Source organism: Halomonas sp. G11 (assembly GCF_001663515.1).
Lineage (GTDB): Bacteria > Pseudomonadota > Gammaproteobacteria > Pseudomonadales > Halomonadaceae > Vreelandella.
The window spans coordinates 107,849-134,163 of sequence record NZ_LYXG01000042.1; the positions used below are offsets into that span (position 1 = coordinate 107,849).

The 26,315-nt window shown below is 61.0% G+C and carries 24 protein-coding genes; 14 read left to right on the forward strand and 10 right to left on the reverse strand.

Annotated features, from left to right (window positions below; genetic code table 11):
* Positions 1–36: 36 nt before the first annotated feature.
* The 10 genes from ADS46_RS16905 (at position 37) to ADS46_RS16950 (ending at position 12,414) form a co-directional block, all read left to right on the forward strand.
* Complete coding sequence (locus ADS46_RS16905; protein ID WP_066321977.1) at positions 37–1,788, forward strand: chloride channel protein; 1,752 nt, start codon at positions 37–39, stop codon at positions 1,786–1,788.
* Positions 1,778–2,881: an extracellular solute-binding protein gene (locus tag ADS46_RS16910; RefSeq protein WP_066321979.1), complete on the forward strand. Its 1,104-nt coding sequence runs from the start codon at positions 1,778–1,780 to the stop codon at positions 2,879–2,881. The genes ADS46_RS16905 and ADS46_RS16910 overlap by 11 nt, the downstream gene beginning before the upstream one ends.
* A 190-nt stretch (positions 2,882–3,071) precedes the next feature.
* Positions 3,072–4,187, forward strand: coding sequence for a TauD/TfdA dioxygenase family protein (locus ADS46_RS16915; RefSeq protein WP_234346870.1), 1,116 nt, complete (start codon positions 3,072–3,074; stop codon positions 4,185–4,187).
* A 138-nt stretch (positions 4,188–4,325) separates the two neighbouring features.
* Positions 4,326–5,360: an aminoglycoside phosphotransferase family protein gene (locus tag ADS46_RS16920; protein WP_066321981.1), complete on the forward strand. Its 1,035-nt coding sequence runs from the start codon at positions 4,326–4,328 to the stop codon at positions 5,358–5,360.
* Positions 5,361–5,406: 46 nt separating this feature from the next.
* Positions 5,407–6,615: an ABC transporter substrate-binding protein gene (locus ADS46_RS16925; protein WP_066321983.1), complete on the forward strand. Its 1,209-nt coding sequence runs from the start codon at positions 5,407–5,409 to the stop codon at positions 6,613–6,615.
* Between the two features lie 4 nt (positions 6,616–6,619).
* Positions 6,620–8,299 carry an ABC transporter permease gene (locus ADS46_RS16930; protein ID WP_066321985.1) on the forward strand — a complete coding sequence of 560 codons (1,680 nt, stop codon included), beginning with the start codon at positions 6,620–6,622 and terminating at the stop codon, positions 8,297–8,299.
* On the forward strand, positions 8,296–8,928 hold the full coding sequence (locus tag ADS46_RS16935) for an ATP-binding cassette domain-containing protein (protein WP_066321987.1): 633 nt from the start codon (positions 8,296–8,298) through the stop codon (positions 8,926–8,928). The genes ADS46_RS16930 and ADS46_RS16935 overlap by 4 nt, the downstream gene beginning before the upstream one ends.
* Positions 8,888–9,610 carry a TIGR04283 family arsenosugar biosynthesis glycosyltransferase gene (locus tag ADS46_RS16940; protein ID WP_066321988.1) on the forward strand — a complete coding sequence of 241 codons (723 nt, stop codon included), beginning with the start codon at positions 8,888–8,890 and terminating at the stop codon, positions 9,608–9,610. Before ADS46_RS16935 ends, ADS46_RS16940 begins: the two co-directional genes overlap by 41 nt.
* Positions 9,600–10,214, forward strand: a complete 615-nt coding sequence (locus tag ADS46_RS16945) for a TIGR04282 family arsenosugar biosynthesis glycosyltransferase (protein WP_082926133.1) — start codon at positions 9,600–9,602, stop codon at positions 10,212–10,214. The genes ADS46_RS16940 and ADS46_RS16945 overlap by 11 nt, the downstream gene beginning before the upstream one ends.
* Before the next feature lie 58 nt (positions 10,215–10,272).
* Positions 10,273–12,414, forward strand: a complete 2,142-nt coding sequence (locus ADS46_RS16950) for an FAD-dependent oxidoreductase (RefSeq protein ID WP_066322047.1) — start codon at positions 10,273–10,275, stop codon at positions 12,412–12,414.
* 37 nt (positions 12,415–12,451) lie between these two features.
* Here ADS46_RS16950 and ADS46_RS16955 read toward each other — a convergent pair whose 3' ends face one another.
* Positions 12,452–12,847 carry a transcriptional regulator gene (locus ADS46_RS16955; RefSeq protein ID WP_234346871.1) on the reverse strand — a complete coding sequence of 132 codons (396 nt, stop codon included), beginning with the start codon at positions 12,845–12,847 and terminating at the stop codon, positions 12,452–12,454.
* A 166-nt stretch (positions 12,848–13,013) separates the two neighbouring features.
* Between ADS46_RS16955 and ADS46_RS16960 the strand changes: the two genes are divergently transcribed.
* Both ADS46_RS16960 and ADS46_RS16965 read left to right on the forward strand, forming a co-directional pair.
* Complete coding sequence (locus ADS46_RS16960; protein WP_066322000.1) at positions 13,014–14,414, forward strand: GGDEF domain-containing protein; 1,401 nt, start codon at positions 13,014–13,016, stop codon at positions 14,412–14,414.
* Positions 14,415–14,459: 45 nt separating this feature from the next.
* Entirely contained in the window at positions 14,460–15,593 is a 1,134-nt protein-coding gene (locus ADS46_RS16965) for an FAD-dependent oxidoreductase (RefSeq protein ID WP_066322003.1), read from the forward strand.
* 9 nt (positions 15,594–15,602) lie between these two features.
* On the opposite strand, the gene ADS46_RS16970 is transcribed toward ADS46_RS16965, so the two are convergent.
* Complete coding sequence (locus tag ADS46_RS16970) at positions 15,603–16,064, reverse strand: META domain-containing protein (RefSeq protein WP_066322005.1); 462 nt, start codon at positions 16,062–16,064, stop codon at positions 15,603–15,605.
* A gap of 23 nt (positions 16,065–16,087) precedes the next feature.
* The gene (gene gloA, locus ADS46_RS16975) at positions 16,088–16,528 is read right to left on the reverse strand and encodes a lactoylglutathione lyase (RefSeq protein WP_066322007.1); all 441 of its coding nucleotides are present in this window, start codon (positions 16,526–16,528) and stop codon (positions 16,088–16,090) included.
* A 240-nt stretch (positions 16,529–16,768) separates the two neighbouring features.
* On the opposite strand from gloA, the gene ADS46_RS16980 reads away from it, so the two are divergent.
* Positions 16,769–17,857 (forward strand): metal-dependent hydrolase, encoded by a 1,089-nt coding sequence (locus ADS46_RS16980; RefSeq protein ID WP_066322010.1) that lies wholly within the window; start codon positions 16,769–16,771, stop codon positions 17,855–17,857.
* Here the strand turns inward: ADS46_RS16980 and ADS46_RS16985 are convergent.
* From ADS46_RS16985 to rho, 7 genes are all read right to left on the reverse strand, one after another.
* Positions 17,854–18,588: an MliC family protein gene (locus ADS46_RS16985; RefSeq protein ID WP_066322012.1), complete on the reverse strand. Its 735-nt coding sequence runs from the start codon at positions 18,586–18,588 to the stop codon at positions 17,854–17,856. The two genes, ADS46_RS16980 and ADS46_RS16985, sit on opposite strands and share 4 nt — an antisense overlap.
* A 33-nt stretch (positions 18,589–18,621) precedes the next feature.
* Positions 18,622–19,122 carry a DUF3087 family protein gene (locus ADS46_RS16990; RefSeq protein WP_066322014.1) on the reverse strand — a complete coding sequence of 167 codons (501 nt, stop codon included), beginning with the start codon at positions 19,120–19,122 and terminating at the stop codon, positions 18,622–18,624.
* A gap of 83 nt (positions 19,123–19,205) precedes the next feature.
* Positions 19,206–20,273 (reverse strand): 3-deoxy-7-phosphoheptulonate synthase, encoded by a 1,068-nt coding sequence (locus ADS46_RS16995; RefSeq protein WP_066322016.1) that lies wholly within the window; start codon positions 20,271–20,273, stop codon positions 19,206–19,208.
* A gap of 310 nt (positions 20,274–20,583) precedes the next feature.
* Positions 20,584–20,709: a hypothetical protein gene (locus ADS46_RS19110; protein WP_267886964.1), complete on the reverse strand. Its 126-nt coding sequence runs from the start codon at positions 20,707–20,709 to the stop codon at positions 20,584–20,586.
* A 102-nt stretch (positions 20,710–20,811) separates the two neighbouring features.
* Positions 20,812–21,552 carry an FAD-binding oxidoreductase gene (locus tag ADS46_RS17000; protein WP_066322018.1) on the reverse strand — a complete coding sequence of 247 codons (741 nt, stop codon included), beginning with the start codon at positions 21,550–21,552 and terminating at the stop codon, positions 20,812–20,814.
* A gap of 38 nt (positions 21,553–21,590) precedes the next feature.
* Positions 21,591–23,093, reverse strand: a complete 1,503-nt coding sequence (ubiD, locus tag ADS46_RS17005) for a 4-hydroxy-3-polyprenylbenzoate decarboxylase (protein WP_066322020.1) — start codon at positions 23,091–23,093, stop codon at positions 21,591–21,593.
* A gap of 50 nt (positions 23,094–23,143) precedes the next feature.
* The gene (gene rho, locus ADS46_RS17010; protein WP_066322024.1) at positions 23,144–24,403 is read right to left on the reverse strand and encodes a transcription termination factor Rho; all 1,260 of its coding nucleotides are present in this window, start codon (positions 24,401–24,403) and stop codon (positions 23,144–23,146) included.
* Positions 24,404–24,885: 482 nt separating this feature from the next.
* On the opposite strand from rho, the gene ppx reads away from it, so the two are divergent.
* The coding region (ppx, locus tag ADS46_RS17015) for an exopolyphosphatase (protein ID WP_066322027.1) at positions 24,886–26,315 on the forward strand (1,430 nt) is incomplete at its 3' end.

The window sequence follows — 26,315 nt, forward strand, 5'->3', positions numbered from 1 at the left end:
CTTGCCCGGCGACCCGATAGCGCCTATAACTGGGAGATGGACTCGCCCAGCACAGACAGCGTTTCGGCCCGACACCCCCTGGCGGTGTTGCGTTTTCTTGGCCTGGTACTATTGGGCAGTATCGTCGGGGGCGTGGCGGCGCTGGTCGCCGTCGGTTTCGTCAATGCGGTGTTATGGCTCAACGACCTGTTGTTGATCTCCCCGCGAGGCCAGATGATGGCGGCCAACACCAAGCTTGTGATCCTGGCCACCCTGCTGGTACCAACCCTGGGCGGGCTGCTCGTTGGTCAACTGCATCGCGGTCTTCCCGGGGGCCGTCCCCACACACCTACTGACGCCATCGCTGCCGTCCAGACCCGCCGGGGTCGCCTACCCGCCAAGGCGGGTGCGCTATCGGGGTTAAGCAGCCTGGTGTCGTTGGGCGCCGGTGCTTCGGTGGGTCAGTACGGGCCGCTGGTCCATCTCGGCGCGACGCTCGGCTCGCTGATCACCCGCTTGCTGCACCTGGGGCGCTCAGAAGACAATATCACGATCGCTTGCGGGGTGGCTGCTGCCATTGCGGCCGCCTTCAATGCGCCCCTTGCAGGCATCGTCTTCGCCCACGAAGTCGTGCTGCGCCACTATGCCCTGCGCGCCTTCGCTCCCGTGGCCGCCGCCGCCATCGTCGGCTATGTGCTGGCCACCCAGTTGCTGGATCAAGGGGCGCTGTTCCATATCACCGAGCCTGGCGTACCCCAGCCCTGGGAATTCGCTCTTTTCCTGGCCCTGGGTGGCCTGGGCGCCCTGGTGGCGGGCGCCTATATGCATGCCATTCTTGCCATGGGGCAGCTAGCTAAGCGGCTACCGTTGCCCGCCAGCCTGCACCCCGCACTGGCCGGGGCTTTGCTCGGCTTAACCGCGCTGTGGGTGCCCGATATCCTCGGCATGGGCCAGGAAACCCTGCGCTTCGCCACCTTGCCGGGGGCCTACGGCGGCGGCGAGCTGCTGATGGTCCTGCTGCTCAAGCTGGCCGCGACCGCGTTGTGCCTGGGGCTGGGCTTCGCCGGTGGCGTCTTCAGCCCAGCGCTGGTGATCGGTACCCTTTTCGGTGCCCTGGTCGGGACCTTGGTCGCCGAACTGGGCGGTGGCCAGGAGACGTTTATCTTCTATGCCGTGTGCGGCATGGTTGCGGTCACCGCGCCAGTACTCGGCGCGCCTCTTACCACTCTGCTGATCGTCTTCGAACTCACCGGCAGCTATGCCTTGACCACCGCCGCCCTGGCCAGCGTGACGCTCGCCAATCCACTGGCCGCCCAATTGTTCGGCCGCTCGCTCTTCGATATTCAACTGGCCCGCCGTGGCCTGGACCTCTCCGCGGGGCGCAGTCGCGCCGTGCTCCAGGAAACACGATTGACCGAGTTGATCAGCCACGATGCCGTCACCCTGGCCCCTGCGACCCCACTGGACGCCGCCATCTCGTGCCTGAGCACAGCAGGTCATGGCGAAGCCTACCTGGTGGACGACCGAGGGCGCTACCAAGGCTGCGTGACGTTGGCAAGCCTGGAGACCCTCCGGGTAGGCGGCGAGGCAACAACCCTGACCGACTGTCCCGAAACGCCTCGCCCCGTGCTGGATCCTCACGCATCACTTTGGGACGCAATGCATCAGTTGGAGAAGGTCACCGGTGAGGCCATCGCCGTTGTAGATAACGAACGGCGCTTTCTTGGGGTAGCCTATGAGTCGAGTATTGCTCGAGCCTTCTTGCATCACAGCGACGCCCTACGGCGGGAGGAACACGGTGCTGGCTAGACGATGGATCCCAGGACTCCTGACCGGGCTGCTTGCCCTGACATCTCCTACCCAGGCGGACGTGCCTGACGCCGCCAGTCCGCTGACCGTTCTGAGCTGGGGCGGTGCCTACGAGCAAGCCCAGCGCCGCGCCCTCTTCACCCCTTTCACGGAGGCTCACGACGTACCGGTGGCCGTGGACAGCTATAACGGCGGCCTGACGGAACTACGCCAGGCGGTGGCGGATAACGATGTCTCCTGGGACGTCATCGATATGACCCGCAGCGAGGCCATGGCAGCCTGCGAAGAAGGCCTGCTGGAGCCGCTCCCCCCCGAACTGGCGGCCCCCGCGCCGGACGGTACCCCGGCACCCCAGGATTTCTTCTCTGGTGCCCTGGGGCACTGCTTTATCAGCCATTCGATCTTTGCCACTGTCGTGGCCTATCGCCGCGATGCGTTCCCCGGGGAGCGCCCCACTCGCATCGCCGATCTCTTCGATCAGCAGCGTTTCCCCGGCCCCCGGGCCTTGCAGCGCATCCCGGCGGCTAATCTGGAGTGGGCGCTGCTCTCCTACCGGGTCCCCCGGGAAGAACTCTACCGCCTGCTCAGTACCCGCCGTGGCCTGGACCTGGCCTTCGCCCGGCTGCAAGGCATCGACAAACTCCACTGGTGGGAAGCCGGCGACACCCCGGTGCGCCTGCTCGAAGAGGGCAAGGTGGTCATGGCGTCAGGCTACAATGGCCGCTTCTTCGCGGCCATGGTGGAGCGCGATCTGCCTATCGAGATTCTCTGGGACGGCCAACTCCAGGAGCACGAGACCTGGGTGATCCCCCGCGGCGCTCCGAACCCCGAGACGGCCCGAGCGTTTATCCGCTTCGCCACCACCAGCGAGCGCCAAGTGGCGCTGGCCCGGCATATTCCCTATGGCCCAGCGCGACACTCTGCTGCGATGCAGGTCACTACCCACCGCGACACTGGCCTGGACATGCGCCTGCATATTCCCACCCACCCCATCAACGCCCAGGGCGCGGTGACCAAGGACGAGGCCTGGTATGCGCGTACCCAGGAGCGCGTCGAAGCCCTGTTTCATGAGGCCCTGATGACACAGGAATGAAAGCCATATGCGATTGCAAAATGGGTGGTTATAACGCCCGAACTCTTGGCGGCACCGGAAAGGGAGCGGTTTGGTTTTACCCTACCGGTAGTGCACAGATTGGACCAGGAACAAAACACAGCATAACCTGACCAACGTAACTGGACCGTTTGTTCCTGCCGCTCAGGACCCTGTCACGGACATTCGCTGAGTGAAGCTGTTAAATTCACCCATCGAGGTCACTTCCACCATGCGAACGCCCTCCGAAAAATTCAGCAACACACCACCCACCCTGCCGCCGCTCGACCCTGAGCGTATCGCGCTGTTTGAGGAAGCCGGCCTGACGGTCAAACAGCTGGAACCGCTGGGCGTCGAGATCTACGGGGCTGACGTTCGTCAGCGACTCCCCGAGCCTGTCATCGAGGCGCTGGAAGTGGAAATGGCGAACCGTGGCTTCATCGTTTTCAAGCATCAGGCAGACCTTTCGGCCGATGAGCTGGTCAACGCGAGCAAGTGGTGGGGCGCAGGCGAAATCCATTCCACTCATGGCGTCCACCCGGCGACGCCCGGCATGAACCGGGATATCTTCCGCTGCTCCAATGATGACCGCTACGGCATCCTGGGCGTGGGGCCCCAGTGGCATAATGATGGCAGCTTTGAGGCCGCCACCTTCTCCCACTCCGCCTACTACATGGCACGCGCCCCTGAGCAGGGCGGCGGCACCCATTTCGCCCATCAGGGGGCCGCCTTTGATGTTCTGCCCGAGGAAAAGCAGGCTTTCTGGGAGCGGCTGGTGTCCGTCAACTCGGCGTCAGGCGTGAGTCACCCCGTGGTCCACAAGCACCCTATTTCTGGGCGCAAGAGCGTATGGCTGCATCTGGGAATGACCGGCGCCGTCATCGAGCGGCTGCCGGAAGAGGGTGTCGCCATTGATGAGCTGCAGCAGACACCCGCCTCCACCGAGCAACTTCGCCTGCTCAACGAAGACGAGATGAAGCAGCTTTTGAGCGACTATAACGACCTGCTGAATGCGTCATTCGAAAAAGGGTACGGCATACGCTACCACTACGACACGGGCGATCTCCTCTATATAGATAACTGGGCGCTGGCCCACCGGGCAGCGCCTGAAGCGCATATGTCGGCAGAGGAGCAGGGCCTGAGGATCATGGATCGCGTGACGATCAAGGCCAGGCAGAACCTGGCGCCGCACTTCGAATTGCCCCAGTACATCAACTTATCCGGCCCGCATCCCTTCAATCGCGACGGCATCTGGAAAGCAGGTGGCGTAGGTTTTCGCTGGAAAGATGATATTCCCATGCAAAACTAGGGCTGTTGGTATTCCGCCTGGGCTGCATGACCGCGCCTTTCCGCCGCGCCTGGATCATTTTTAACCATAAACCGTGTAAGGTTGGCGTTAGAACAACCACTTAGTGGCAACGATGACTTGTTCAACACGGATGACGCCATGCCGACACCTTTAGAGGCGCGCCTGCAGTCCCTGGAAGCAGTGCTGCAACAGGCCCAGATTCGCTACCAGTCGCTATCCCCGATGGCGGATACCGGGCTTGCCCACGACCATGTTTGGATAAACCGCGACGGTGGCGACTGGGTGGCACGGCTTCCCAAACAAAGCCAGATGAACCTTGGCCCCGCCGATAACCTCGCCTACGAAGCGGCCTGCTACCAGCGTGCCAGCCAGGGCGGCCATGTGCCACGTTTACATGGCCTTCTGGAAGTAAGCGATACCTTGCCGCGCGGCGGCCTGTTGGTGGATGCTATCTCAGGCCAGTTGGCCCAACTACCGCAGGATTTACCCCGCATCGCTGAAACCCTGGCCAGCCTGCACCGGCTGCCACTGCCGGACCAGCCTGCCCCACTGCTAGCGCCAGCAGACCCATGGCGGGCCATGCGCGAGGAAGTGGCTCGCCAGTCTGAATGGCTCGAACAGGCCGACTTGAGCGCTGAGGTGGTGGCACGCATTCGCGATGAACTGGCGGCTCTGCCGGTGGCGCTTGCCGATGCCGAACGCTGCCTGATCAGCTTTGACACCCACCCCGGCAACTTTCTGATCGATGCCGAGGGGCGCGCGGTGCTGGTGGATCTGGAGAAGTGTCGCTACGGCCTGCCGGGCATCGACCTGGCCCATACCAGCCTCTACACCTCCACCACCTGGGACCTGAATAGCCAGGCGGTGCTGTCATTGGATGAGGTCATCGGGTTTTACCGCCGCTGGCAGGCCGCCATGGGGAAGTCGCCCAGCGCCGAAACGCTGGTGGCCTGCCGACGTGCCACCTGGCTGTGGTCGCTGACCTGGTGCGCCAAGTGGCGTGCCCAGCACCTGCGCGCCAAGGACGCCCAACAGCGCGGCGAAGACTGGTCGGCGGAACTCACGGATGCCACCGTCATTGCCCACGTACGCGACCGAGTCGAGCACTACCTGTCCCCGCCGATCATCGATCACGTTCAAGACGAACTGCAGCGCCTGCGCGCGACGCTTTAATTGACGGCCCTTGAATAATCCCTGCTCATCCTGACAGAGGTACCCCATGCTGAAACGCCGATACCCCCTGATAGCCCCCTTACTGGCGCTGACACTTCCCGCCGTGGCAGCACCCGATCCCAGCGACTGGTCAGCCGTGCTGGACGAAGCTGACGGCCAAACGGTCTACTGGAACGCCTGGGGCGGTGACTCACGCACCAACCGCTATATCGACTGGGTGGCCGAGCAAATGCAGGCGCAGTTCAATGTTGAGGTGGCGCACGTAAAGCTGGATGACACCAGCAGTGCGGTATCGCGGGTACTGGCCGAGAAGCAGGCAGGCAACGATGACGAAGGCAGCATCGACCTGATCTGGATCAACGGCGAAAACTTTGCCGCGATGCGCGAGAGCGACCTGCTGTTTGGCCCCTTCGCCGAGGCACTGCCCAATTTTGCGCTCACCAACGCCGACGACAACCCCGAAGTGGTCACCGATTTCACCCTGCCCACCGAGGGCTATGAGTCGCCCTGGGGCAAGGCACAAATCACCTTCTATTACGACAGTGCTCTGACCGACACCCCGCCTCAGGACATGTCGGCACTGCTTGAGTGGGCCAAAGCCAACCCTGGCCAGTTCAGCTATCCACGCATCCCTGACTTCACCGGCAGCACCTTTTTGAAGCAGGCTCTGATCGAACTCACGGACCAGGATGATGCCCTTTACCAGCCGGTGGAAGACGCCGATTTCGAGCGCGTGACGGCCCCGCTGTGGGCCTATCTGGATGAGCTGCACCCGCACCTGTGGCGCAGCGGGCGTACGTTCCCGGACTCTGGCCCCAACCTGCGCACCCTGATGAGCGATGGCGAGTTGAGTCTGGCATTTTCCTTCTACCCCACCGATGCGGCCGTCGCGGTAATGGAGTACGAACTGCCGGAGAGTGTGCGCAGTTACGTGCTGGAAGGCGGCACTCTGGGCAACGTCCACTTCGTTGCCATTCCCTATAACTCGCCGCACAAGGCCGGCGCCATGGTCCTCGCCAACTTCCTGCTATCGCCGGAAGCCCAGGCACAGAAGCAGTCGCTTTCGATGTGGGGGGACCGCAGCGTGCTGGATATCGACCAGCTAGACGCCGATGCCCGAGCGCTGTTTGAGCGGGGCGAGCAGCATCCTTCAGAACTGCCGACCGATGCGTTGTCCAATACCCTGCCCGAGCCGCACCCAAGCTGGATGACCGCGCTGCAGGATGCCTGGCTTGAGCGCTATGGCGTGAACTAGGCAAATGCTGCGACTAGCCCCGACACTGCTCATCGCGCTACTGGCTCTGCCTGTTGGGGCGGGCCTGTTGATGGTATTGCTGCCCGCCTTTGGCTATTTGCCCGCACTGGGCGGCAACACCGTCAGCATGGCCCCCTGGCACAGCCTGTTCGCCCAGCCCGGGCTTGGCCGTTCGATAGCGGTGAGCTTCGCCAGTGGATTGCTGAGCACCCTCATGGCGCTGCTGGTGGTTGTGCTGTTTCTGGCCGCCAGTCGCGGCACCTGGCTGGACCGCAGCATTCGGCGGCTGGTTTCACCCTTGCTGGCGATCCCCCACGCGGCCGTGGCGTTTGGTCTTGCCTTCCTTATCACCCCTTCCGGATTACTGGCACGCTTTTTCTCTCCCGGGCTGACGGGCTGGGAGCGGCCTCCCGACTGGCTCATCGTCAACGACGCCATGGGGCTGACATTGATGGCCGGTCTGATGCTCAAGGAAGTCCCCTTTCTGCTGCTGATGGGTCTGGCCGCATTGCCTCAGCTTCAACCAGAGCAGCGCGTCATGCTGTCGCGTTCACTGGGTTACGCGCCGAGTATTGCCTGGCTGAAAACGGTCTTCCCGGCACTCTACCCGCTGATCCGGTTACCCATCTACGCGGTCATTGCCTACGCCACGTCGGTGGTCGATATGGCCATGATTCTTGGCCCGACCTTACCGCCTACACTGAGCGTCTCGATTCTGACCTGGTTCAACGACCCCGATCTGAACCGTCGTTTCATGGCGTCTGCGGGCGCCGTGCTTCAGCTAGGCGTCACCCTGGCCGCGCTTACCACCTGGTGGCTCGGCGAGCAGTGTGTCAAGCGGCTCAGCCACCACTGGCTGGTGGATGGCACTCGTCAGCGTGGCGCCCTTGCTATCGCCGTGGGCGGCCGAGGATTGCTGGGGCTGACGACCTTGCTGGTCATCAGCGCCATCGCCGGGCTGGCAGTGTTTTCGGTGGCGGGTTTTTGGCGCTTCCCCGACGCCTTTCCCGGAACGCTTACGCTCGATCATTGGCGGCGCATTTTGCCAATGGTCTCTACGCCGCTGATCAATACGCTCAGTGTGGGGCTGGCCGCAACGCTGATCGCCGCTGTGCTGGTGGTCGCCGCGCTCGAAAACGCAGCGCGCCATCACCTACCGGCCCATGCGGGCCAATGGTTGCTGTACCTGCCGCTGATCATCCCCCAGGTCGCCTTTCTGTTTGGTTTGGTGGTCGCCGCGGAAAGCATTAACCTGCGCCCGCAAAGAGCGCTGGTGGTAGCCGCCCACTTACTCTTTGTCGTGCCTTATCTTTACCTGTCGCTTTCGGAAGCTTACCGACGCCTGGACCCGCGCTGGCTGCACGTTGCCCATTCGCTGGGGGCTTCGCCGTGGCGGGCCTTCTGGCAGGTGCGCCTGCCGCTGCTGCTGGCGCCGCTGCTTACCGCCTGCGCGGTCAGCCTGGCGGTGAGTATCGGCCAGTACCTACCCACGCTGCTGCTCGGCGGCGGTCGTGTGCCCACCATCACCACCGAAGCGGTGGCCATGGCATCCGGGGGCAACCGGCGGCTGATCGCCGTGCTCGCACTGCTCCAGGCACTACTTCCCTTTATCGGCTTTAGTCTGGCGCTGCTGATACCGCGCCTGGCCTGGGCAAAACGTCGCCAGATGCGAGGAGTTGCATGACACTGAACCCGACGCTGCACATCCAGCAGGTGCAGATCACGCTACATGGCGAAACGCTGCTGGCCATCGACCGGACCATTGCGCCCGGCGAGGTGCTCACCGTCATGGGCCCCTCCGGCTCGGGTAAGTCAACCCTACTGGCTTACCTGGCAGGGTTTATGTCGCCCGCCTTCAAGGCCCAGGGGCAGGTCTTCCTGGCCGACACGCGCCTGGACACCCTGCCTGCCGAAAAACGCGGCCTCGGGCTGTTGTTTCAGGACCCACTGCTGTTTCCTCATCTCAGCGTGGGCGGTAATCTGCGCTTTGGCATTCCTCAACGCACCGCCAACAAACAGGCGCAGGTGGTCCAGGCGCTGCACCAGGTGGGGCTCGCAGGCTATGAGGCGCGCGACCCAGCCACGCTTTCCGGCGGTCAGCAAGCCCGCGTGGCCTTGATGCGCCTGCTGCTCTCACAGCCACACGCGGTGCTGCTCGACGAGCCGTTTTCCAAGCTGGATATGGCACTGCGCCAGGAAATGCGCTCACTGGTGTTTAACCAGCTGCGCGACGCGGGCCTCCCCGCGCTGCTGGTCACCCACGACCACGCCGATGCCGACGCCGCGGGAGGGCCGATCATTGAACTCGGCTGACCCGACAGCTCGCCTCAGCATCGTGATACCGGTGCTCAACGAGGGAGCCTCTTTGGCGTACTATTTAACGGCACTGTCATCGCTTGGCGAAGGCGTTGAAATCATCGTGGTCGATGGCGGCAGTAGCGACGCAAGCCTTTCCATCGCCCGACCGCTGGCGAATAGAGTGATTGCCAGTCAACCCGGGCGGGCGCGGCAAATGAATCTCGGTGCTCAGCATGCCAGCGCCCCGGCGCTCCTGTTCCTGCATGCGGATACTCAACTGCCCAGGGGCGCCGTTGAGCAGATACTCAAGGCGCTTGACCGCCATGCCTGGGGACGCTTTGCCATCAAACTCTCGGGCCGCAGCCGCTGGCTGCCCGTGGTCAGTTGGATGATGAATCTGCGCTCTCGACTCACCGGCATCGCCACCGGCGACCAGGGCATCTTTGCGCGTGCGGACACCTTCAGGGCCGTCGGTGGTTTTCCCGCACAGCCGTTGATGGAAGATATCGAACTTTGCAAACGACTCAAACGGATCTCGCGCCCCGCCTGTCTACGCAGCAAAGTGGTAAGCTCGGGCAGGCGCTGGGATCAACACGGTGCCTGGTCCACCATCCGCCTGATGTGGCAGCTGCGCTATCGCTACTGGCGCGGCGTTAGCGCCACCCAACTGGCCAAGGAGTATCATGATGCCCGGTGAAACGCCCCAGCTGCACCTGCTCGCCAAGGCGCCGCTGCCAGGGCAGGCAAAAACGCGCCTGGCACCGTTGCTTGGCACAGAGGGTGCCGCGGATGCCCATGCGCAACTGGTCCGTCACTGTGTCGCCAATGCCTGCAAAGCCCTACCTGCTGACCACATCACGCTATGGACGGCACTCGACCACACTCACCCATTGTTTGGCGAGCTTTACGAACGCTTTGGCGTGACGCTCGCCCAGCAGCCGGAGGGCAATTTGGGGGCACGCATTCGTCATGCTTTGAACAGCTCTTCGGGTCCCGCCATCGTGATGGGCAGCGACTGCCCGAGCATCACCAGCGACCTGATCACGGCCTGCATACAGCAGTTCAGTACCCACGACGTGGTCATGCTCCCCGCCGAGGACGGCGGCTATGGGCTGATCGGCACCCATTGCGACTATCCGGGTCTGTTTGAGCTGATCCCCTGGGGAAGCGACAGGGTGCTTAGCGCGACCCGGCAACGGATTGAAGCCCTCGGCCTTCGCGCCAGTTACCCCGCCACCGTATGGGACGTTGACCGACCGGAGGACTGGCAGCGCTGGCAAGCCATCGAGTCGTCGATGTAAGGAAACACGCTGCCCACCCACTGAGCCCTATCCTGAAACGCTTTCCCTGGAGATGACCGTGACCCGACAACGCATACTGATGGCAACCTTACTGATCGTGGCCATCGGGGCTTTCTTTCTGAGCGGTGCCCACCAGTGGTTCACCCTCGATACCCTCAAAGCCTACCAAAGCGACTTTCAGGCGGCGTTCAATCAATCCCCCTGGCAGGTAGCGGGGATCTTTTTTGCCGTGTATGTGGTGATGACCGCGCTGTCGCTGCCTGGGGCTGCGCTGCTGACGCTGCTTGGCGGCACACTGTTTGGCCTGGGCTGGGGGTTATTGATCATTTCCTTTGCCAGCACAATAGGCGCTACGCTGGCCTTTTTACTATCGCGTTTTCTGTTTCAAAAACCGATTGAGAAACGCTTTCCACGCCAGTTTGCTGCCGTCAATCGCGGTGTCGAACGCGACGGCGCCCTCTATCTGTTCACCATGCGTCTAGTCCCGGCATTTCCCTTCTTCATGATCAACCTGGTGATGGGCCTGACACGCATCAAGACCGTGACGTTTTATTGGGTGAGCCAGGTCGCCATGCTTCCCGGTACCGCCATTTACGTCAATGCCGGCGGGCAGCTGGGCGAGCTTGAAAGCCTCGGCGGGATTGTTTCACCGACGCTTGTGGCGTCCTTTGCGCTACTGGCGATTTTCCCCTGGATCGCACGGCGCATTGTGTTGCTGGTGCAAAAGCGCAAAGCCTATAAAGACTTCACCCGGCCAGCGCGCTTTGACTACGACATCGTCGTCATTGGCGGCGGCTCGGCCGGGCTGGTGACCAGCTATATCGCCAGCGCCGTCAACGCCAGGGTGGCATTGGTTGAAAAACACAAGATGGGTGGCGACTGCCTGAATACTGGCTGCGTACCGTCCAAGGCACTGATTCGGGCCGCCCGCGCCGCCCACGAGATTCGCACCGCACCACGCTTTGGCGTGACGTCAAGCGAACCGCAGATTGATTTCGCCAAGGTCATGGGGCATGTGCATCAGGCGATTCGCGATATCGAGCCCCACGACAGCGTCGAGCGCTACACCAACCTGGGCGTTGAGGTGTATCAGGACCACGCCACCCTGACGTCGCCCTGGGAAGTTCAAGTCGGCGGTAAAACCCTCACCGCCCGCCATATCGTGCTGGCCACCGGCGCCCGCCCCAAGGTGCCGTCGCTACCGGGCATCGAGCACGCGCCCGTACTCACTTCTGAAAACCTATGGTCGCTGACAGAGCTGCCCGAGCGCCTGGTCGTCCTCGGCGGCGGCGCCATCGGCTGCGAGCTTAGCCAGAGCTTCGCCCGCCTGGGCAGCCAGGTCACGCTGGTGGAAGGCATGCCCCAGTTGCTGGGCCGGGAGGACCAGGAGGTCGGCGAGGCCATCGAGAACACCCTGGCCAGCGAAGGGGTGACGGTGATGACCGACACCAAGGCACTGGAAGTTCTCAGCGACGGGGCAGGCTATCAGTTGGCTGTGGAGCATCAGGGGGAGCGCTCGGTACTGGCCTTTGACTACTTGCTGGTGAGTGTCGGCCGCCAGGCCAATATCGAAGGGCTGGGCCTTGAGGCACTGGGGATATCCCCTTCACCCACTGACACGCTGGAACTTAACGAGCGACTGCAAACCCGGCTGCCCAACATCTGGGCCTGCGGCGACCTCGCCGGGCCCTACCAACTGACCCACGCTGCCGCCCACCAGGCCTGGCACGCGGCGGTAAACGCGCTGTTTGGCGAGTTGAAAAGCTTTGCCGTGGATTATCGCTTCATGCCCGCGGTCACCTACGTCCAGCCTGAAGTCGCCCGGGTCGGCCTCAACGAGAAAGAGGCCATCGACAAGGGCATTGCCTACGAGGTAACCCGCTACGCCATGGCGGAAAGCGACCGGGCGATTGCCGAAGACGCAACACAGGGCTTTATCAAGGTGCTCACCGTGCCGGGCAGAGACAAGATTCTCGGCGCGACCATCGTGGCGGAAAATGCCGGCGAATGGCTGGGTGAATTCACCCTCGCCATGAAACACGGCCTCGGCCTCAACAAGCTGCTGGGCACCATCCATCCTTACCCGACCCTGGGCGAAGCCGCCAAGGCAACGGCGGGCGTGTGGAAAAACGCCCACAAACCCGAACGGGTGCTCAGGTTGTTGAAGCGCTACTTCAACTGGCGGCGCGGTGACTCATAGCGGCAATTCCTCCTGGAGTCGTCTCTTGGGATCATGCCTAGTTATCCGGGCGCTCTTTTGTTGCATAGGCTTTCGCGAAGGTTTCCATCACTTCGTGCACCAACTTACGTTGCTCGATAGGCAGGCTACGGTATAGCGCCAATAGCTGGCGCTCCTCGCTGCTGGGGGATGTCCCCCAAACCGCCAACGGCTCCTTGACAGCGAGTTGCCCTCCGTCACCGTAGCGTAATTGGTGAGGATCGATTGCCAGCCAGTGCGCCAATACCTGCAGTTTTTCCTGGCTGGGAATGGAATCGCCACGCAGCCAGCGCCTGACCGCCTGATACGTAATCGGCTTTCCCCAGTAGCGCAGGTTGAACTCACGCTCCAGCACAGAGGAGCGCACATCGTACCCGGCTGTTTTCATGGCGTTTTTTAATCGCTCGGCGAACATCTGTTTTTCATTCATGCCGCCAATGTGAAGCGATTATTCAATAAAAGTTGAATAATGGTTAACCTTTTGTTTGAATCGTTACTTCAATTTCAACCCATCGCGTTTCACCCATACCAAGGCACGTCCTGGCGGTTAGGGAGGCACCGTGCTTTAGGAGTCATTCAGGATGAGTGGCGTACCTTCTACACCAGCCAATAAACCAGCCAGTAAATTCGATGACCTGTGTCTCGCACTAGGCCTCATCAGCTCATCGAAAACGCCCAAGGAGCTTTTTGAGCGACTCGCTAAAACGCTCCACGAGCTGGCGGACCACCAGCCCATCGCGCTTTATCGACGATTGGAATCAGGCGAGCTTCGCCTGACCTACTGCTACCCTGCCGCCAGTGCCATACCGTCTTACCGGCAGCTGCTTACCTTTCGCTCACTGGATGAATTACGGACGTCCAACTATCACCATTATGAATTAAAAGGCCAGCATGGCGTGTGGGGTTACATAGGGCTCCCAACTGCCCTGCCCGAAGACGCCTTGCAGTGGGTAACCGTCCTGATCGATATCGCCGCGCAGCGGTTGCACCTGCTGAAGGCAGAACACATGGCCGAGCGTCAGCTTGGCCTCAAAGCGCGCCGCCGTCTACTGTCTCGCGACATAAAACGGCTAACCTCCCTTGCCGATTTCTTACAGCATCATGGTCACGGCTGGTGTGACATCTTTCAAGCAAAGGGTATCGCCCTGGTCCACAAGGGCGAGCTTTATCATTTCGGAGAATGCCCGGATCGCCAGCAGATTTTTCAGCAGTTGGGTCACATGGATGCGGCAACCAGTCAGGACAGCACGGTCGAATTAGACGGCGATTGCCAGGGCGGGCTTGCGGCGCCTCTGATCCTGGCCAGTCACCACCTGGGTTGGCTGTTGATTTTCCGACAGCAAGCCATGGTGGCGCCTGCCGACGCTGCCTCTATCGCCCAGTTCAGTTTCTGGCTGCCGATTGAAGCCTCCATGGTGCTGGAGCTCGCCGATGACTTGGCCGTTGCGATTACGGCCCTGGACGTCGTACACGTCAACCGCCAGCTGCGAAAAACCAATCAGCGACTGGAAAGCCTTGCACACACCGACCTGCTCACCCGATGCTGGAATCGCTACTATACCGAGTCCGTTATTGAAGAATTGTGTGCTTCCAAGGCGACCTGTGCGATTTTGATGTTTGATATTGATGACTTCAAACGTATCAACGATACCTATGGTCATCCCACCGGGGACGACATACTTCGTGAGCTCCCGCGTTTAGCGACCCAAGTGTTGCGCAGCAACGACCACCTGGGACGATGGGGTGGCGAAGAGTTTATCGTGGTCATTGCTGACGCGACACTAGAAGAAGGGGTTTATATCGCCGAACGACTCTGCCGACATATCGAACAACACCCGTTTTCTATTCCCGACGCCGTCACCATCAGTGCAGGGCTTACGACCATTCGAGCGGACGAGAGCCCGCGGCAATTATTGGAGCGAGTGGATAAGGGCATGTATCTTGCTAAAACAGCAGGTAAAAATCAGGTTATGATCTGTTAAGACAACCTATCGTTTCAGTACACTCGCGTTTTGAGGGCCATTGGCATGCAGCATCTTTTATTGATCGGTGCGGGCCATGCCCACGCCTTCGTGCTGGAAGCCTTTGCCAAACAGCCAGAGGCGGCGCTCGCCATCACCGTGGTCAGCGACAGCCCGCTGGCGGCCTATTCCGGCAGCGTACCGGCCTGGTTGGCAGGCGAATGTACACTGCGCGAGACACAGATCGACGTGGCAGCACTTTGCCAGCGAGCTGGGGCACGTTTTATCGACTCTCCTGCGGTGACGTTGGACACATCGGCGCGTCAGGTCACCCTGGCCAACGGCGATACGATTCACTTTGATGTGGCTTCGCTGAATGTCGGCTCGACCCTGGCGCTGCCTGCGCAGCAGGGTGATAACCCTCCACACCTACTGGCCATGCGCCCGCTCAGCTCACTCCATCAGCGCTGGCAGGCATTGCGCGATGACGTCGAACAGCTGCCCCACGGCGCGAGCCAGCGGGTGGTAGGTGTAGGCGGCGGTGCGGCGGGCTGCGAAACCTTGATGAGCGTGATGGCGCAGCTACGCCATCAGCGCCCGGACATTGACTGGCAGGGGCACCTGCTCAGCGCATCGCCAAAGCTGCTCCCCGAGGCCGGACGCCTGCCACGCTGGCTGCTTCAACGGGCATTAGCCAGGGCAGGCATCAAGGCCCACCCCCGCGTTCGCGGGGAGGCACTGGTTGGCGGAGGCATATTGACCCGGGCGGGCAACCACATCGAGGCGGATATCGTGCTCTGGGCCACCGGGGCTGTCGGCCACCGCTGGCTTTCTGATACTTCACTGCCACTGGATGCGCAGGGGTTCATTCAGGTGGAAAATACCCTGGCAGTGGTCGGCCAGCCGAACATCTTTGCGGCTGGTGACTGCACCGCCTTTGACCCACCCTTACCCAATGCAGGGGTTTATGCGGTACGTATGGGACCGCACCTGGCAGATAACCTGCGTGCGGCGTGCCGCGGAGCAGCGTTGTCGGCCTGGCAGCCCCCCAAACGCGTACTGGCACTGATCGGCACCGGTGGTAGCCGCGCCATTGCCAGCCGCGGTGCCATGGGTTTTTCCGGCAGGTGGGTATGGCAATGGAAAAAGCGGATTGATGCGCGCTTTATCGCCCGCTTCAATCCGCCTTTTGAGGGCTGACTGACGCCATCAGTTCGATTCCCGCCAGCCGCCCAGTACCCGGCTGTCCGGCCCGAAAAATACCAGCCGGTCATGGTCGATCAGGTAACGATACGCGGTCTCCAGCATATCGGTCACCTTCTGTGCATCGCCCATCTGGGGGCACGCCATGCGGGTGGTGGCCAGCTCGCTGAACTCGATACGCTGGTTGTCACCCAGTGTGGCTTCACCGGTAAAGCGATTGCAGCCATCGTGGCCGCGCACGCTACCGTCTCGGCTAATTTCAAAGAACGGGGTGTCAGGCATCGACAACCGCTCATTGGTGCCAACCAGCAACAGGTTCCAGCGCTGCCCGACGACCGGCCCCGACAGCGAGTCTCCGCCTGGTTCCGGACCCGGCGCGGAACTTGGCCCCGGCGCACTGCTACAGGCGCTCAGCAATAGCGTTACCGAAGCAAGCCATGGCAGTAACCGCCAGTTTTTGATCGTCATGGTGACCTTTCCTTATCGCACGATTACCAGCTGCCGGTATTTTCCATGGAGGCCCAGGGCTCTTGCGGCGCCAGCGCCTCGCCTTTTTGCAACAGCTCAACCGAGATGCCATCCGGCGACTTGACGAACGCCATGTGGCCATCACGGGGCGGGCGATTGATGGTCACCCCGTTATCCTGGAGCTTTTGACAAAGCGCATAGATATCGTCCACCCGGTAGGCCAGGTGACCAAAGTTGCGACCGCCGGTATATTCTTCGGGATCCCAGTTGTAAGTCAGCTCGAGTTCCGGCGCGGTGAGGCGTGAGGAGCGCGCTTCATCCTCCGGCGCGGCGAGAAACACCAGCGTAAAACGGCCTTTATCGTTTTCTTTACGACGAACTTCCTTGAGACCCAGCAGTTCACAGTAAAAGTGCAGCGATGCGTCCAGATCACTAACGCGTACCATCGTATGTAGGTATTGCATGCCATCTCTCCTTGTTGCGTCCTAAAACGAAAATCGGGGCAACGTATCCGCCCCGCTGGCGTTGCTGATGCGCCCAGCTTAGCATTCCAGTGACATTTATGCGGCCGGTAATATCCACACGGCGGCACCGTCAACAGCCAATTTATTGGACAGTTGCTTTACGAGATAATATCTTAGTGACAATCATGTATCATTAAAACCCTTGTGCATCAACGCGGGGCTGGCCCCGGGGAGACGTCAGTGGATTCAGTTACCCAGGCAGCATTGGGTGCTGCCCTAGGGGGCGCTGTTTTAGGGCAACGCCTTGGGCGTAAAGCAGTCCTTATCGGCGCACTGCTGGGCACCTTGCCAGACCTTGATATCGCTATCGACTATGGCGATGCCGTCTCCAATGTGACCGAGCACCGAGGCTTCAGCCATTCACTGTTTGTGCTCACGGGCCTGGCCGGTTTGCTGACGCTTCTCAGTGCTCGGTTGGCACCCGCCAGGGATATACCGCTCGGCCTATGGGCCGCTTTCTTCGGCCTGACCCTGATCACGCACCCGCTTCTGGATGCCTTGACCACCTACGGCACCCAGCTTTTTTGGCCGCTTGAGTCGCCGCCGGTGGCCTGGCCGATTATCTTCATCATCGACCCCTTTTACTCGCTGCCTTTGCTGGCCTGCCTGATCATCGCTCTTTTCACCCGTCGCGTCAGGCGCTGGTGTGCCTGGGGCCTGGGCGTCTCCTGCGTCTACCTGCTACTGGCCTTCAGCGCAAAGCTGACCGTTGAACACCGGCTGGCACCTGTACTCGCCGATCAGGGGCTTGAGGACGCACCGATTCTGGTCCAGCCGACACCGTTCAATATTCTGCTGTGGCGGGCCACCGTGGTTGACGGTGACCGCTATCATGAAAGCCTGGTGAGTCCTTTTGATCGCGACGCGCCCCCGACACTTGAACCGTTGCGCCGGGGCGCAGCCTTGGAAGACATTGCGCTTGATAGCCGGGCTGGGCAACGCTTGGCGTGGTTCGCCGGGCCGTTTTTGCGCTACGAGATGCGCCTCATCGACGGGCAACTCACTTTGCTGGCCACTGATATACGATTGGGGTTTCCTGGGTACCATCCGTTCAACTTCACCCTTGCCACCCGCCAGGACAACGCCTGGCGGCCGCTCGCCGCAAGCGTGGAGATTGGCAGCGAGCGGGACGTAGCACTCACCACGCTATCGCGCCTGGCAGCACGCGCAGCGGGCGACCGCAATGCGCTCTGTGCCACTGCCTTTGTCATGCCCAAATGGCAGCCCGACCCTCTTGCGCTGCCTTGCGCGTCACCCACCAACCCTTAGGCTGACGGCGCGATGCCCTGACCACACCCACTGTACTGCTCGCCGTCGATGGTGAGCGTGACCCGCGCCGGGAAAGGATGGCCGCTCATGCCGTCGAAGCAGGCCCCGGCTTCGATACGTACCCGGAAAAAGTCATCGGCATCAGCATTTTCCAACACCACACGCCCAGCGTCGTTATCCATCACGCTGACCATATAGGGCAGCGTTTCAACGTTTTCGCCGTAGTCGGTCGATAGCGTCAGTTCGGGGGCGTCATGGGCAAGTTCTACCGTCCAGCCAGGCTCGTTGCCCTGGCCACGGAACATGACACCGGGGTGCTCCTCTCGGGTGGAAGCCTCACGCCGGGCGGCCAGCTCACACTTGAGTTGACCGCGGGGGGTTTCGACCAGCGCCTGTTCACCACGGTTCCAGAAGCTGATCTCGCCATCCTGGTAGCGGGCACCACTGGCGACAATCGCTTGCGGCAAGCGCCAGGCCCCGTGCAACGACCAGAGCCGTAGGACGTCACCATCGACCGCCGTGACTAAATGCTGGTTCGCCGGGCGACAATGCCAGGCTTCGAACTGTTCGGCCTGACCGGAAAACAGGGCCGAGGGGAATAAAGGGGCTTTGGCATCCAAACCGGTATCGCCTTTGGCCCTCTCGGCACTTGAAGGCGACTCCATCGCAGCGCAACCGCTGATCGCTACAAAAGCACAACCTAATACAAAAAACCGTGACGGTGTCATCATGACGATACGCTCCTGAAGTGAGGAATAGATAAATTAGCCGCGTTTAAAGGCATGTAAATCTTGAGGATCAAACTGCTCGACCTGGAGCGGCAGGGCAAGCGCTTCGCGCCGCTCCTCGACCCGCTGGCGTTCATCGTTATCACTGGGCGTACGACCATTGAACTCAGCCAGTTGCGCCAACCCTTGATGGTAAAACGCCAGGATGTCCAGCGCCGTGCGGTTATCTTCCTGCATCGCCTGACGCAGGGCCGGCAGATGGCTGTTGATCCGCGACAGGTGTTGCTTGAGCTGCCATACATAGCCCACTTCCTGCATCCACGGCCGGTCGCGCAGCGCCGCAAACATGGCGCTGGTGGCCAGCAGTCCCAGTATGCCGCCTAACACGTTCAGCCATAGGCTGGGGCCAAAGGTGGTGGTCAGCAGCATGGCAAACAGCAGGCCAAAAATCAGCAGTTGCCCAACCATGATGAAGGTGATCATACGCGCCTTACGGCGATAGGTATGGGAATCGTAGGGCTCTAGGGTAAACACCATGGCCAACCTCACAAACGGGAAAAGAGTGACATTCTCCCATGATACGGGGCTGGCCAGGGCAAACAAGTCATAGTGTCAGGTCGCTATGCCAACCGCTCCGCGGCGGTTTTCAGCAGGTGCTCGGTGGTTTCCCAACCCACACAGGCGTCGGTAACCGATACACCATAGCGCATGGCACCGGGCTTTAACGGCTGCTTGCCTTCAAATAGATGACTTTCCAGCATGAGCGCGACCAGATTGGCCTCACCCGCTTGGCGCTGGGCGAGTACATCAAGCATGACTTCGCTTTGGCGACGGTGGTCCTTGCGCGCATTGGCGTGGCTGCAGTCGACCATCAACCGTGGGTTCTGCCCCGCTTCACGCAGTGTGTTGACGGCCTTGCGTACATGGTGGGCCTGGTAATTGGGTTCGCCATGGCCGCCACGCAGCACCACATGGGTATGCGGGTTGCCTGCCGTTTGCTGCATGACCGGACGGCCCGCGTCGTCCAGGGCAAACCGCTGATGCGAATGGGCTGCCGCCTGCATGGCGTCGATCGCTACCTGGACATCCCCGCTCGTGGCGTTCTTGAAGCCGACTGCCGCCGCCAGATCGCTGGCAAGCTCACGGTGCAGCTGCGATTCAGTGGTCCGCGCGCCGATGGCAACCCAACTGAGAGCATCCTGCAGATAGGGCGCCAGCATGGGCTGGAGCAGCTCCGTCGCGACCGGTAAGCCACGCCGTGCTACGCCCTGCATCAGCTCACGGGAAAGCGCCAGGCCGTGCGCCATGTCGCCACGGCCATCCAGATGGGGGTCGTAAGCCAGCCCTTTCCAGCCAACGGTGGTACGCGGTTTTTCGACGTAAACCCGCATCACCGGCAGGAGGTAATCGCTTACCTCGTCACTCAAGGCGGCCAGACGGTCAGCATATTCGAGCGCGGCAGCGGGGTCGTGCACCGAGCAGGGGCCAACCACCACCAGCAGCCGGTTGTCCTGACCGGCGAGGATGCGCTGCACGGCGCGGCGCTGCTCGGCAACTTGTTCGTCAAGGGCGCCATCCAGCGGCAGGTCGCGACGTAATTCGAGGGGTGTCGGCAGCATCGCGGCAGGCTCGCTTATGGCAGTAGAGGTAGCGGCAGTAGTGAGCATCGAGCTTGCAGTGGCATTCATCGGGTTAACTCTCCGTAGGGGTCTGACATCGACCATGACATCGTGTATCCAGCGCGCCACCTGCTAAGGCACAGTCGGAGGTGGCAGCTGTCACCGACCGCGCGTCGCTAAATCGCCAGCCATAGCGGTAGCCGGGATAGCGGTTAGCCATGGGGTGGAAAAAAGCGCGATAGGTCATGGGTCAGCTCCTTAATGCAATACCTGTGAACAGGGAAGAACGCTCGAAACGCAAGAAGCCCCGGCGGGGTTACCAGCCGGGGCTTCTTTGCATTCGGCAGGCAACCCTTGGGGTGTGCCTGCAGGCGCGACGTTAGGCGTCGGCCATCGGCACACCGTTGCTAAACCAATAGCCATAGCCAAAGACGCTTTGCACGCAGCTTCCACCTGCCATTCCTGGCAGACGGTCAGCCGTTGAGTTAGTGCGTGATAATGACATAAAGCGTCCCGGTGGAAATATTGGCCGAATACGGGCCGAACGTTGCAATCTCTGAACTTATCTTGCCTGCATGCGCCGCGAATAGCAACGGGTCACCAAGGACTATTGGTTGCGCGGTGCGTAGGAAAACACATCCGAGAACACGCGATCCTCAGCGAGTCCCTTGCGCTCCAGCACGTCCATGCAGGCGTAAACCATACCGGGTGAGCCGGAAATGTAGACGTCCCATTCGCTGGGCGTCATGGCGGCCTGTTCAAGCGCCAGGTCAATGCGCCCCTGATGATGGCTGATACGCTCGCCGGCTGCCATCGGCTCCGTCAGCGGAAATTCGGTGACGGCCTGAAAGTCGACATTGGGATAACGCTGCGCCCAGTCGCAGGCCAGCACTTCGGCATAAAGATCGCGATGCTCACGCACCGCCCACCACAGCGAAATCCGCCGTTCAGGCTGATGGGTCAGCGAGGCTTCAATGATTGCCTTCATTTGCGCGAAGCCGGTACCCGCCGCAATCAACCACAGCGGGCGCGTGCTTTGGGTATCCAGAACGCAGTCGCCACCAGGCAGCCGCACGGTGAGCTGATTGGCGACCTGAAGAAGCTCCCGCAGGCGCGCCGAGTTTTCACGCTCAGGCCAGTGCTGAATGTGCAGCTCAAGGATACCGTCGCCGCGCTCGGCACTGGCGATCGAAAAGGGCACCCAGGTCGACTCATCGAGCTTGAGCTCTAAGTATTGTCCTGGCGCGTGCTGCATGGCTTCGGCGCGCCCTTCGAGGGTGACACCGAATACGTCGGGATTGAGGTCCTCGACGGCTGTGACCTGGCAAGTCAACATCCTTGCACTCATGAAAGCCTCTTTGGTTAAAAATCAGTCGGGATACTGGCTTAAGCACCGCTGCCTTTGCGTGGGGACGGCAAGGGAATATCGATACCCAGGCTTTCCCAGCGCGCATCGACCCGGGCCTTGATATCTTCGTCCATCACAATCGGTGTGCCCCACTCGCGATCGGTTTCACCCGGCCATTTGTTGGTGGCATCCAGGCCCATCTTCGACCCGAGCCCCGACACGGGAGACGCAAAATCGAGATAATCGATCGGGGTGTTTTCCACCATGACGGTATCACGGGCCGGGTCCATACGCGTGGTGATGGCCCACATGACATCTTCCCAATTGCGTGCGTCCACATCGTCATCCAGGACGATGACGAACTTGGTGTACATGAACTGGCGCAAAAAGCTCCATACCCCCATCATCACGCGCTTGGCGTGGCCGGGGTACTGCTTCTTCATGGTCACGACGGCCATGCGGTAGGAACAGCCTTCCGGCGGCAGGTAGAAGTCGATAATTTCAGGAAATTGCTTGTGCAGAATGGGCACGAACACTTCGTTGAGCGCCACGCCCAGAATGGCGGGCTCGTCCGGTGGCCGACCGGTGTAGGTCGAATGATAGATCGCGTCACGGCGCATGGTCATGCGCGTCACGGTAAACACCGGGAAGTGATCGACCTCGTTGTAATACCCGGTGTGGTCGCCGTAGGGACCTTCGGGCGCCATATCGTCGGGGTAGATAAAGCCTTCGAGGATAATTTCCGCCGAGGCGGGCACGTCCAGTTCGGCGTGACCACACTTAACAAGCTCGGTACGCGAACCGCGCAGCAAGCCGGCGAAGGCATACTCGGAGAGCGTATCGGGCACCGGGGTCACCGCGCCCAGGATGGTCGCCGGGTCGGCGCCGAGGGCGACCGCCACAGGGAACGGCTCGCCCGGATGCGCCTTTTGAAATTCCTGAAAGTCCAGCGCCCCGCCGCGATGGGATAGCCAGCGCATGATCAGGCGATTTCTGGCAATTTTCTGCTGGCGGTAGATCCCCAGGTTCTGGCGCTTTTTGTGCGGCCCCTGGGTGATCACCAGCGGCCAGGTGACCAGCGGCGCTGCGTCGCCAGGCCAGCAGTGTTGAATGGGCAGACGCCCAAGATCGACCTCATCCCCTTCGAACACGATCTCCTGCACCGGCGCACGCTTGACCTGCTTGGGCCCCATGCTGAGCACCTGCTTGAAGATGGGCAGCTTGCTCCAGGCATCCTTGAGGCCCTTGGGCGGATCAGGCTCTTTCAAGAAGGCCAGCAGCTTGCCGACTTCGCGCAGCGCCTCGACCGACTCCTGCCCCATGCCCAGCGCTACCCGCTTGGGCGTGCCGAACAGGTTGCCCAGCAGCGGCATGTCGTGGCCCTTGACGTTTTCGAACAGCAACGCCGGGCCACCGGCACGCAGAGTGCGGTCGCAGATTTCGGTAATTTCCAGATAGGGATCGACTTCAGCGGTAATTCGCTTCAGTTCGCCTTGGGCCTCAAGGGCCGTGATGAACTCGCGCAAATCATGGTACTTCAATGCACACTCCCTGGCTGGCCATCTGGCCGCTGGGTCTGTTTAAGGAAACCCTAGCGGCGCTTCATCGCGTCAAAAAACTCCAGATTGGTCTTGGTATCTTTCAAGCGGTCAATCAGGAATTCGGTGGCGGCGGTGTCCTCCATGGGATTCAACAGCTTGCGCAATATCCACATGCGCTGCATCTCTTCCTCAGAGGCCAGCAGGTCTTCACGTCGCGTGCCGCTGCGACGAATATTGATCGCCGGGAAGACGCGTTTTTCCGCCAGCTTACGGTCCAGGTGCGCTTCCATGTTACCGGTACCCTTGAACTCCTCGAAGATGACTTCGTCCATTTTAGAACCGGTGTCTACCAGGGCGGTGGCAATAATCGTCAGGCTGCCGCCCTCTTCGATATTACGCGCCGCACCGAAGAAGCGTTTGGGCTTCTCGAGCGCGTGGGCATCCACGCCGCCGGTCAGCACTTTACCCGAGCTTGGCACCACGGTGTTGTAAGCACGCGCCAGGCGGGTGATGGAGTCGAGCAGAATCACCACGTCCTTCTTGTGCTCGACCAGCCGCTTGGCTTTCTCGATGACCATCTCGGCCACCTGGACGTGGCGGGCGGGTGGCTCGTCGAAGGTCGACGCCACCACTTCGCCACGCACGGTGCGCGACATCTCGGTCACTTCCTCGGGGCGCTCATCGATCAGCAGCACGATCAGATGGCACTCGGGGTTGTTGCGCGTGATCGAGGTGGCGATGTTCTGCAACATCAGCGTCTTGCCCGCTTTGGGCGGTGACACCAGCAGGCCACGCTGACCTTTGCCGATCGGCGCGGTCAGGTCGATGATCCGCGAGGTCAGATCCTCGGTGGAACCGTTACCGATTTCCATGCGCAGGCGATCGTCCGGAAACAGCGGCGTCAGGTTCTCGAAGAGAATCTTGTGCTTGGCGTTTTCCGGGCGGTCAAAGTTGATCTGGCTGACCTTGAGCAGCGCAAAGTAACGCTCGCCCTCTTTGGGCGGCCGGATCTTGCCCGAGATGGAGTCGCCCTTACGCAGGTTAAAGCGACGGATTTGTGAGGGCGAGACATAGATATCGTCCGGCCCGGCGAGATAAGAGCTGTCGGCGCTGCGCAAAAAGCCAAAGCCATCCTGAAGAATTTCCAGCACCCCATCGCCGTAAATATCCTCACCGCTTTTGGCATGCTTCTTGAGGATGGCGAAGATGATGTCCTGCTTGCGCGAACGGGCCAAGTTATCGATACCCATTTCACGGGCGATATCGAGCAGCTCGGGAACGGTTTTTTGCTTGAGTTCAGTGAGATTCATCGGTGTGATTAGAAAGTTGCTCATGAAAGCTGGGCGCTAAGCGCCGAAATAGGACAGGAGGCGTAGCGCTTGGTTATATGGCTAGGCGCCGTGTGATGCGTTCAGACCCCGGGAAGGCACTCACTCGAATAAAGGGGCTAGGCTGAGACTTATTAACCACATGATTAATGGTGACTCAGTTCGAGGGTGCTAGTGCTGATAAGTCTGGTCAGCACAGGAACGGCTGGACCAGCGGGCTATCTGACGACTTGGACATCTGGCCGACATCATCGGGCGCGATAGTCAAAAACTTCACCGCGCAGTCGCGCCAATTACAGCGCTGAATAATGCCTGGGGCGACCTGGGTTATATATGGGTAAATCCGGTCGTATCAAGCCAGTAGCTCGATGTTAGTCAACCCCCGCGTCAAACGCAAGCTTTTGGCAATTGACAATAAATAAAGCCCCCCGCAACCTTGGGTCAGTCAACACGAAGGATAGCTCATGCCCAAGGACATTTCGCTCCCCACTGACGCCGCTGACGCAGCGGCCGAAAACGGGGCACCCCAACGTTTAGCGGCCATCGACATGGGGTCGAACAGCTTTCATTTGCTGGTGGCCAACTACCAGAATGAGCGCCTTCAAGTCGTGGCACGCCTCGGCGAAAAGGTCCAGCTTGCCGCCGGTTTGGATGAGGAAGGCCAGCTCAGCGAAGCCGCCATTCAACGGGCGCTGGATTGTTTGGGACGCTTTGCGCCGTTCCTTACCGGTATCACTCAACAAAATCTGCGGATCGTGGGCACCAACGCGCTGCGCGATGCGCATAACAGCCAGGCCTTCATCGAACGCGCCGAGGCCCAGCTTGGCCATCCCATCGAGATTATTGCCGGTCGCGAAGAGGCTCGCCTGATCTACCTGGGCGCCGCCCATGCCCTGGCGGAAAACGGTCGCCGCTTGATTGTCGATATCGGCGGCGGGTCCACCGAGTTCATCATTGGCGAGGCCTTCGAGCCCAGAGCGCTGGAAAGTCTGCGCATGGGCTGCGTGACCTTTTCGCGGCGCTTTTTCCCCGAAGGCGAGCTCAGCGAAAAGCGCATGCGCCGTGCGGAGCTGGCCGCGCTCTCGGAGCTGGCCAATATTCAGCGCCCCTACCAGCGCCTGGGCTGGGACGACCCGGTGGGTTCCAGCGGTACCATCAAGGCAGCGGCCAGCGTGCTCTTCGCCTACGGCGACACCACCCAGGAGGGTCTGATTACCCGCGGCGGCTTGAAAAAACTGCGCGAACGGCTCATCAAGTGCAAACGCCTCGACAAGGTCGAGCTCGACGGTTTGAAATCCGACCGCGCCAAGGTGTTTCCTGCCGGGATAGCCATTCTGAGCGCTGTTTTCGAAGCCTTTGACCTTGAACAGATGCGCTTTGCCGATGGGGCCCTCCGGGAAGGGGTGCTGTACGACATGGCGGGGCGCAATAGTGCCGAAGACACCCGCTCGAAAAGCCTCGACGTGCTCAAGCGCACCTATGACGTGGATAGTCGACAAGCGGACAACGTCGCGGATACAGCCAGTCGACTGTTTGATGCCCTGCGCCATGACTGGTCGCTGAGCGACTCGCTCAGGCGTTACTTGCGCTGGGCGAGTCACGTGCATGAAATTGGCCTGGCGATTTCCCACAGCCAATTTCACCGCCATGGCGCCTACCTGCTTGAACATTCGGACCTGGCCGGCTTTTCGCGCCCCGAGCAGCAGCTGCTGGCGTTTCTGGTCCGCGCCCACCGGCGTAAATTTCCGCTCAAGGAGTGGCAGGCACTGCCTAACAACCAGCAGGCACAAAGCGCCAAACTGGCACGCCTACTGCGGCTGGCGGTGTTGTTCAACCATTCACGGCCTGAACAGTCCCCGCCGCTCCCCGAGGTAAGCGCCGACGCGGATCAACT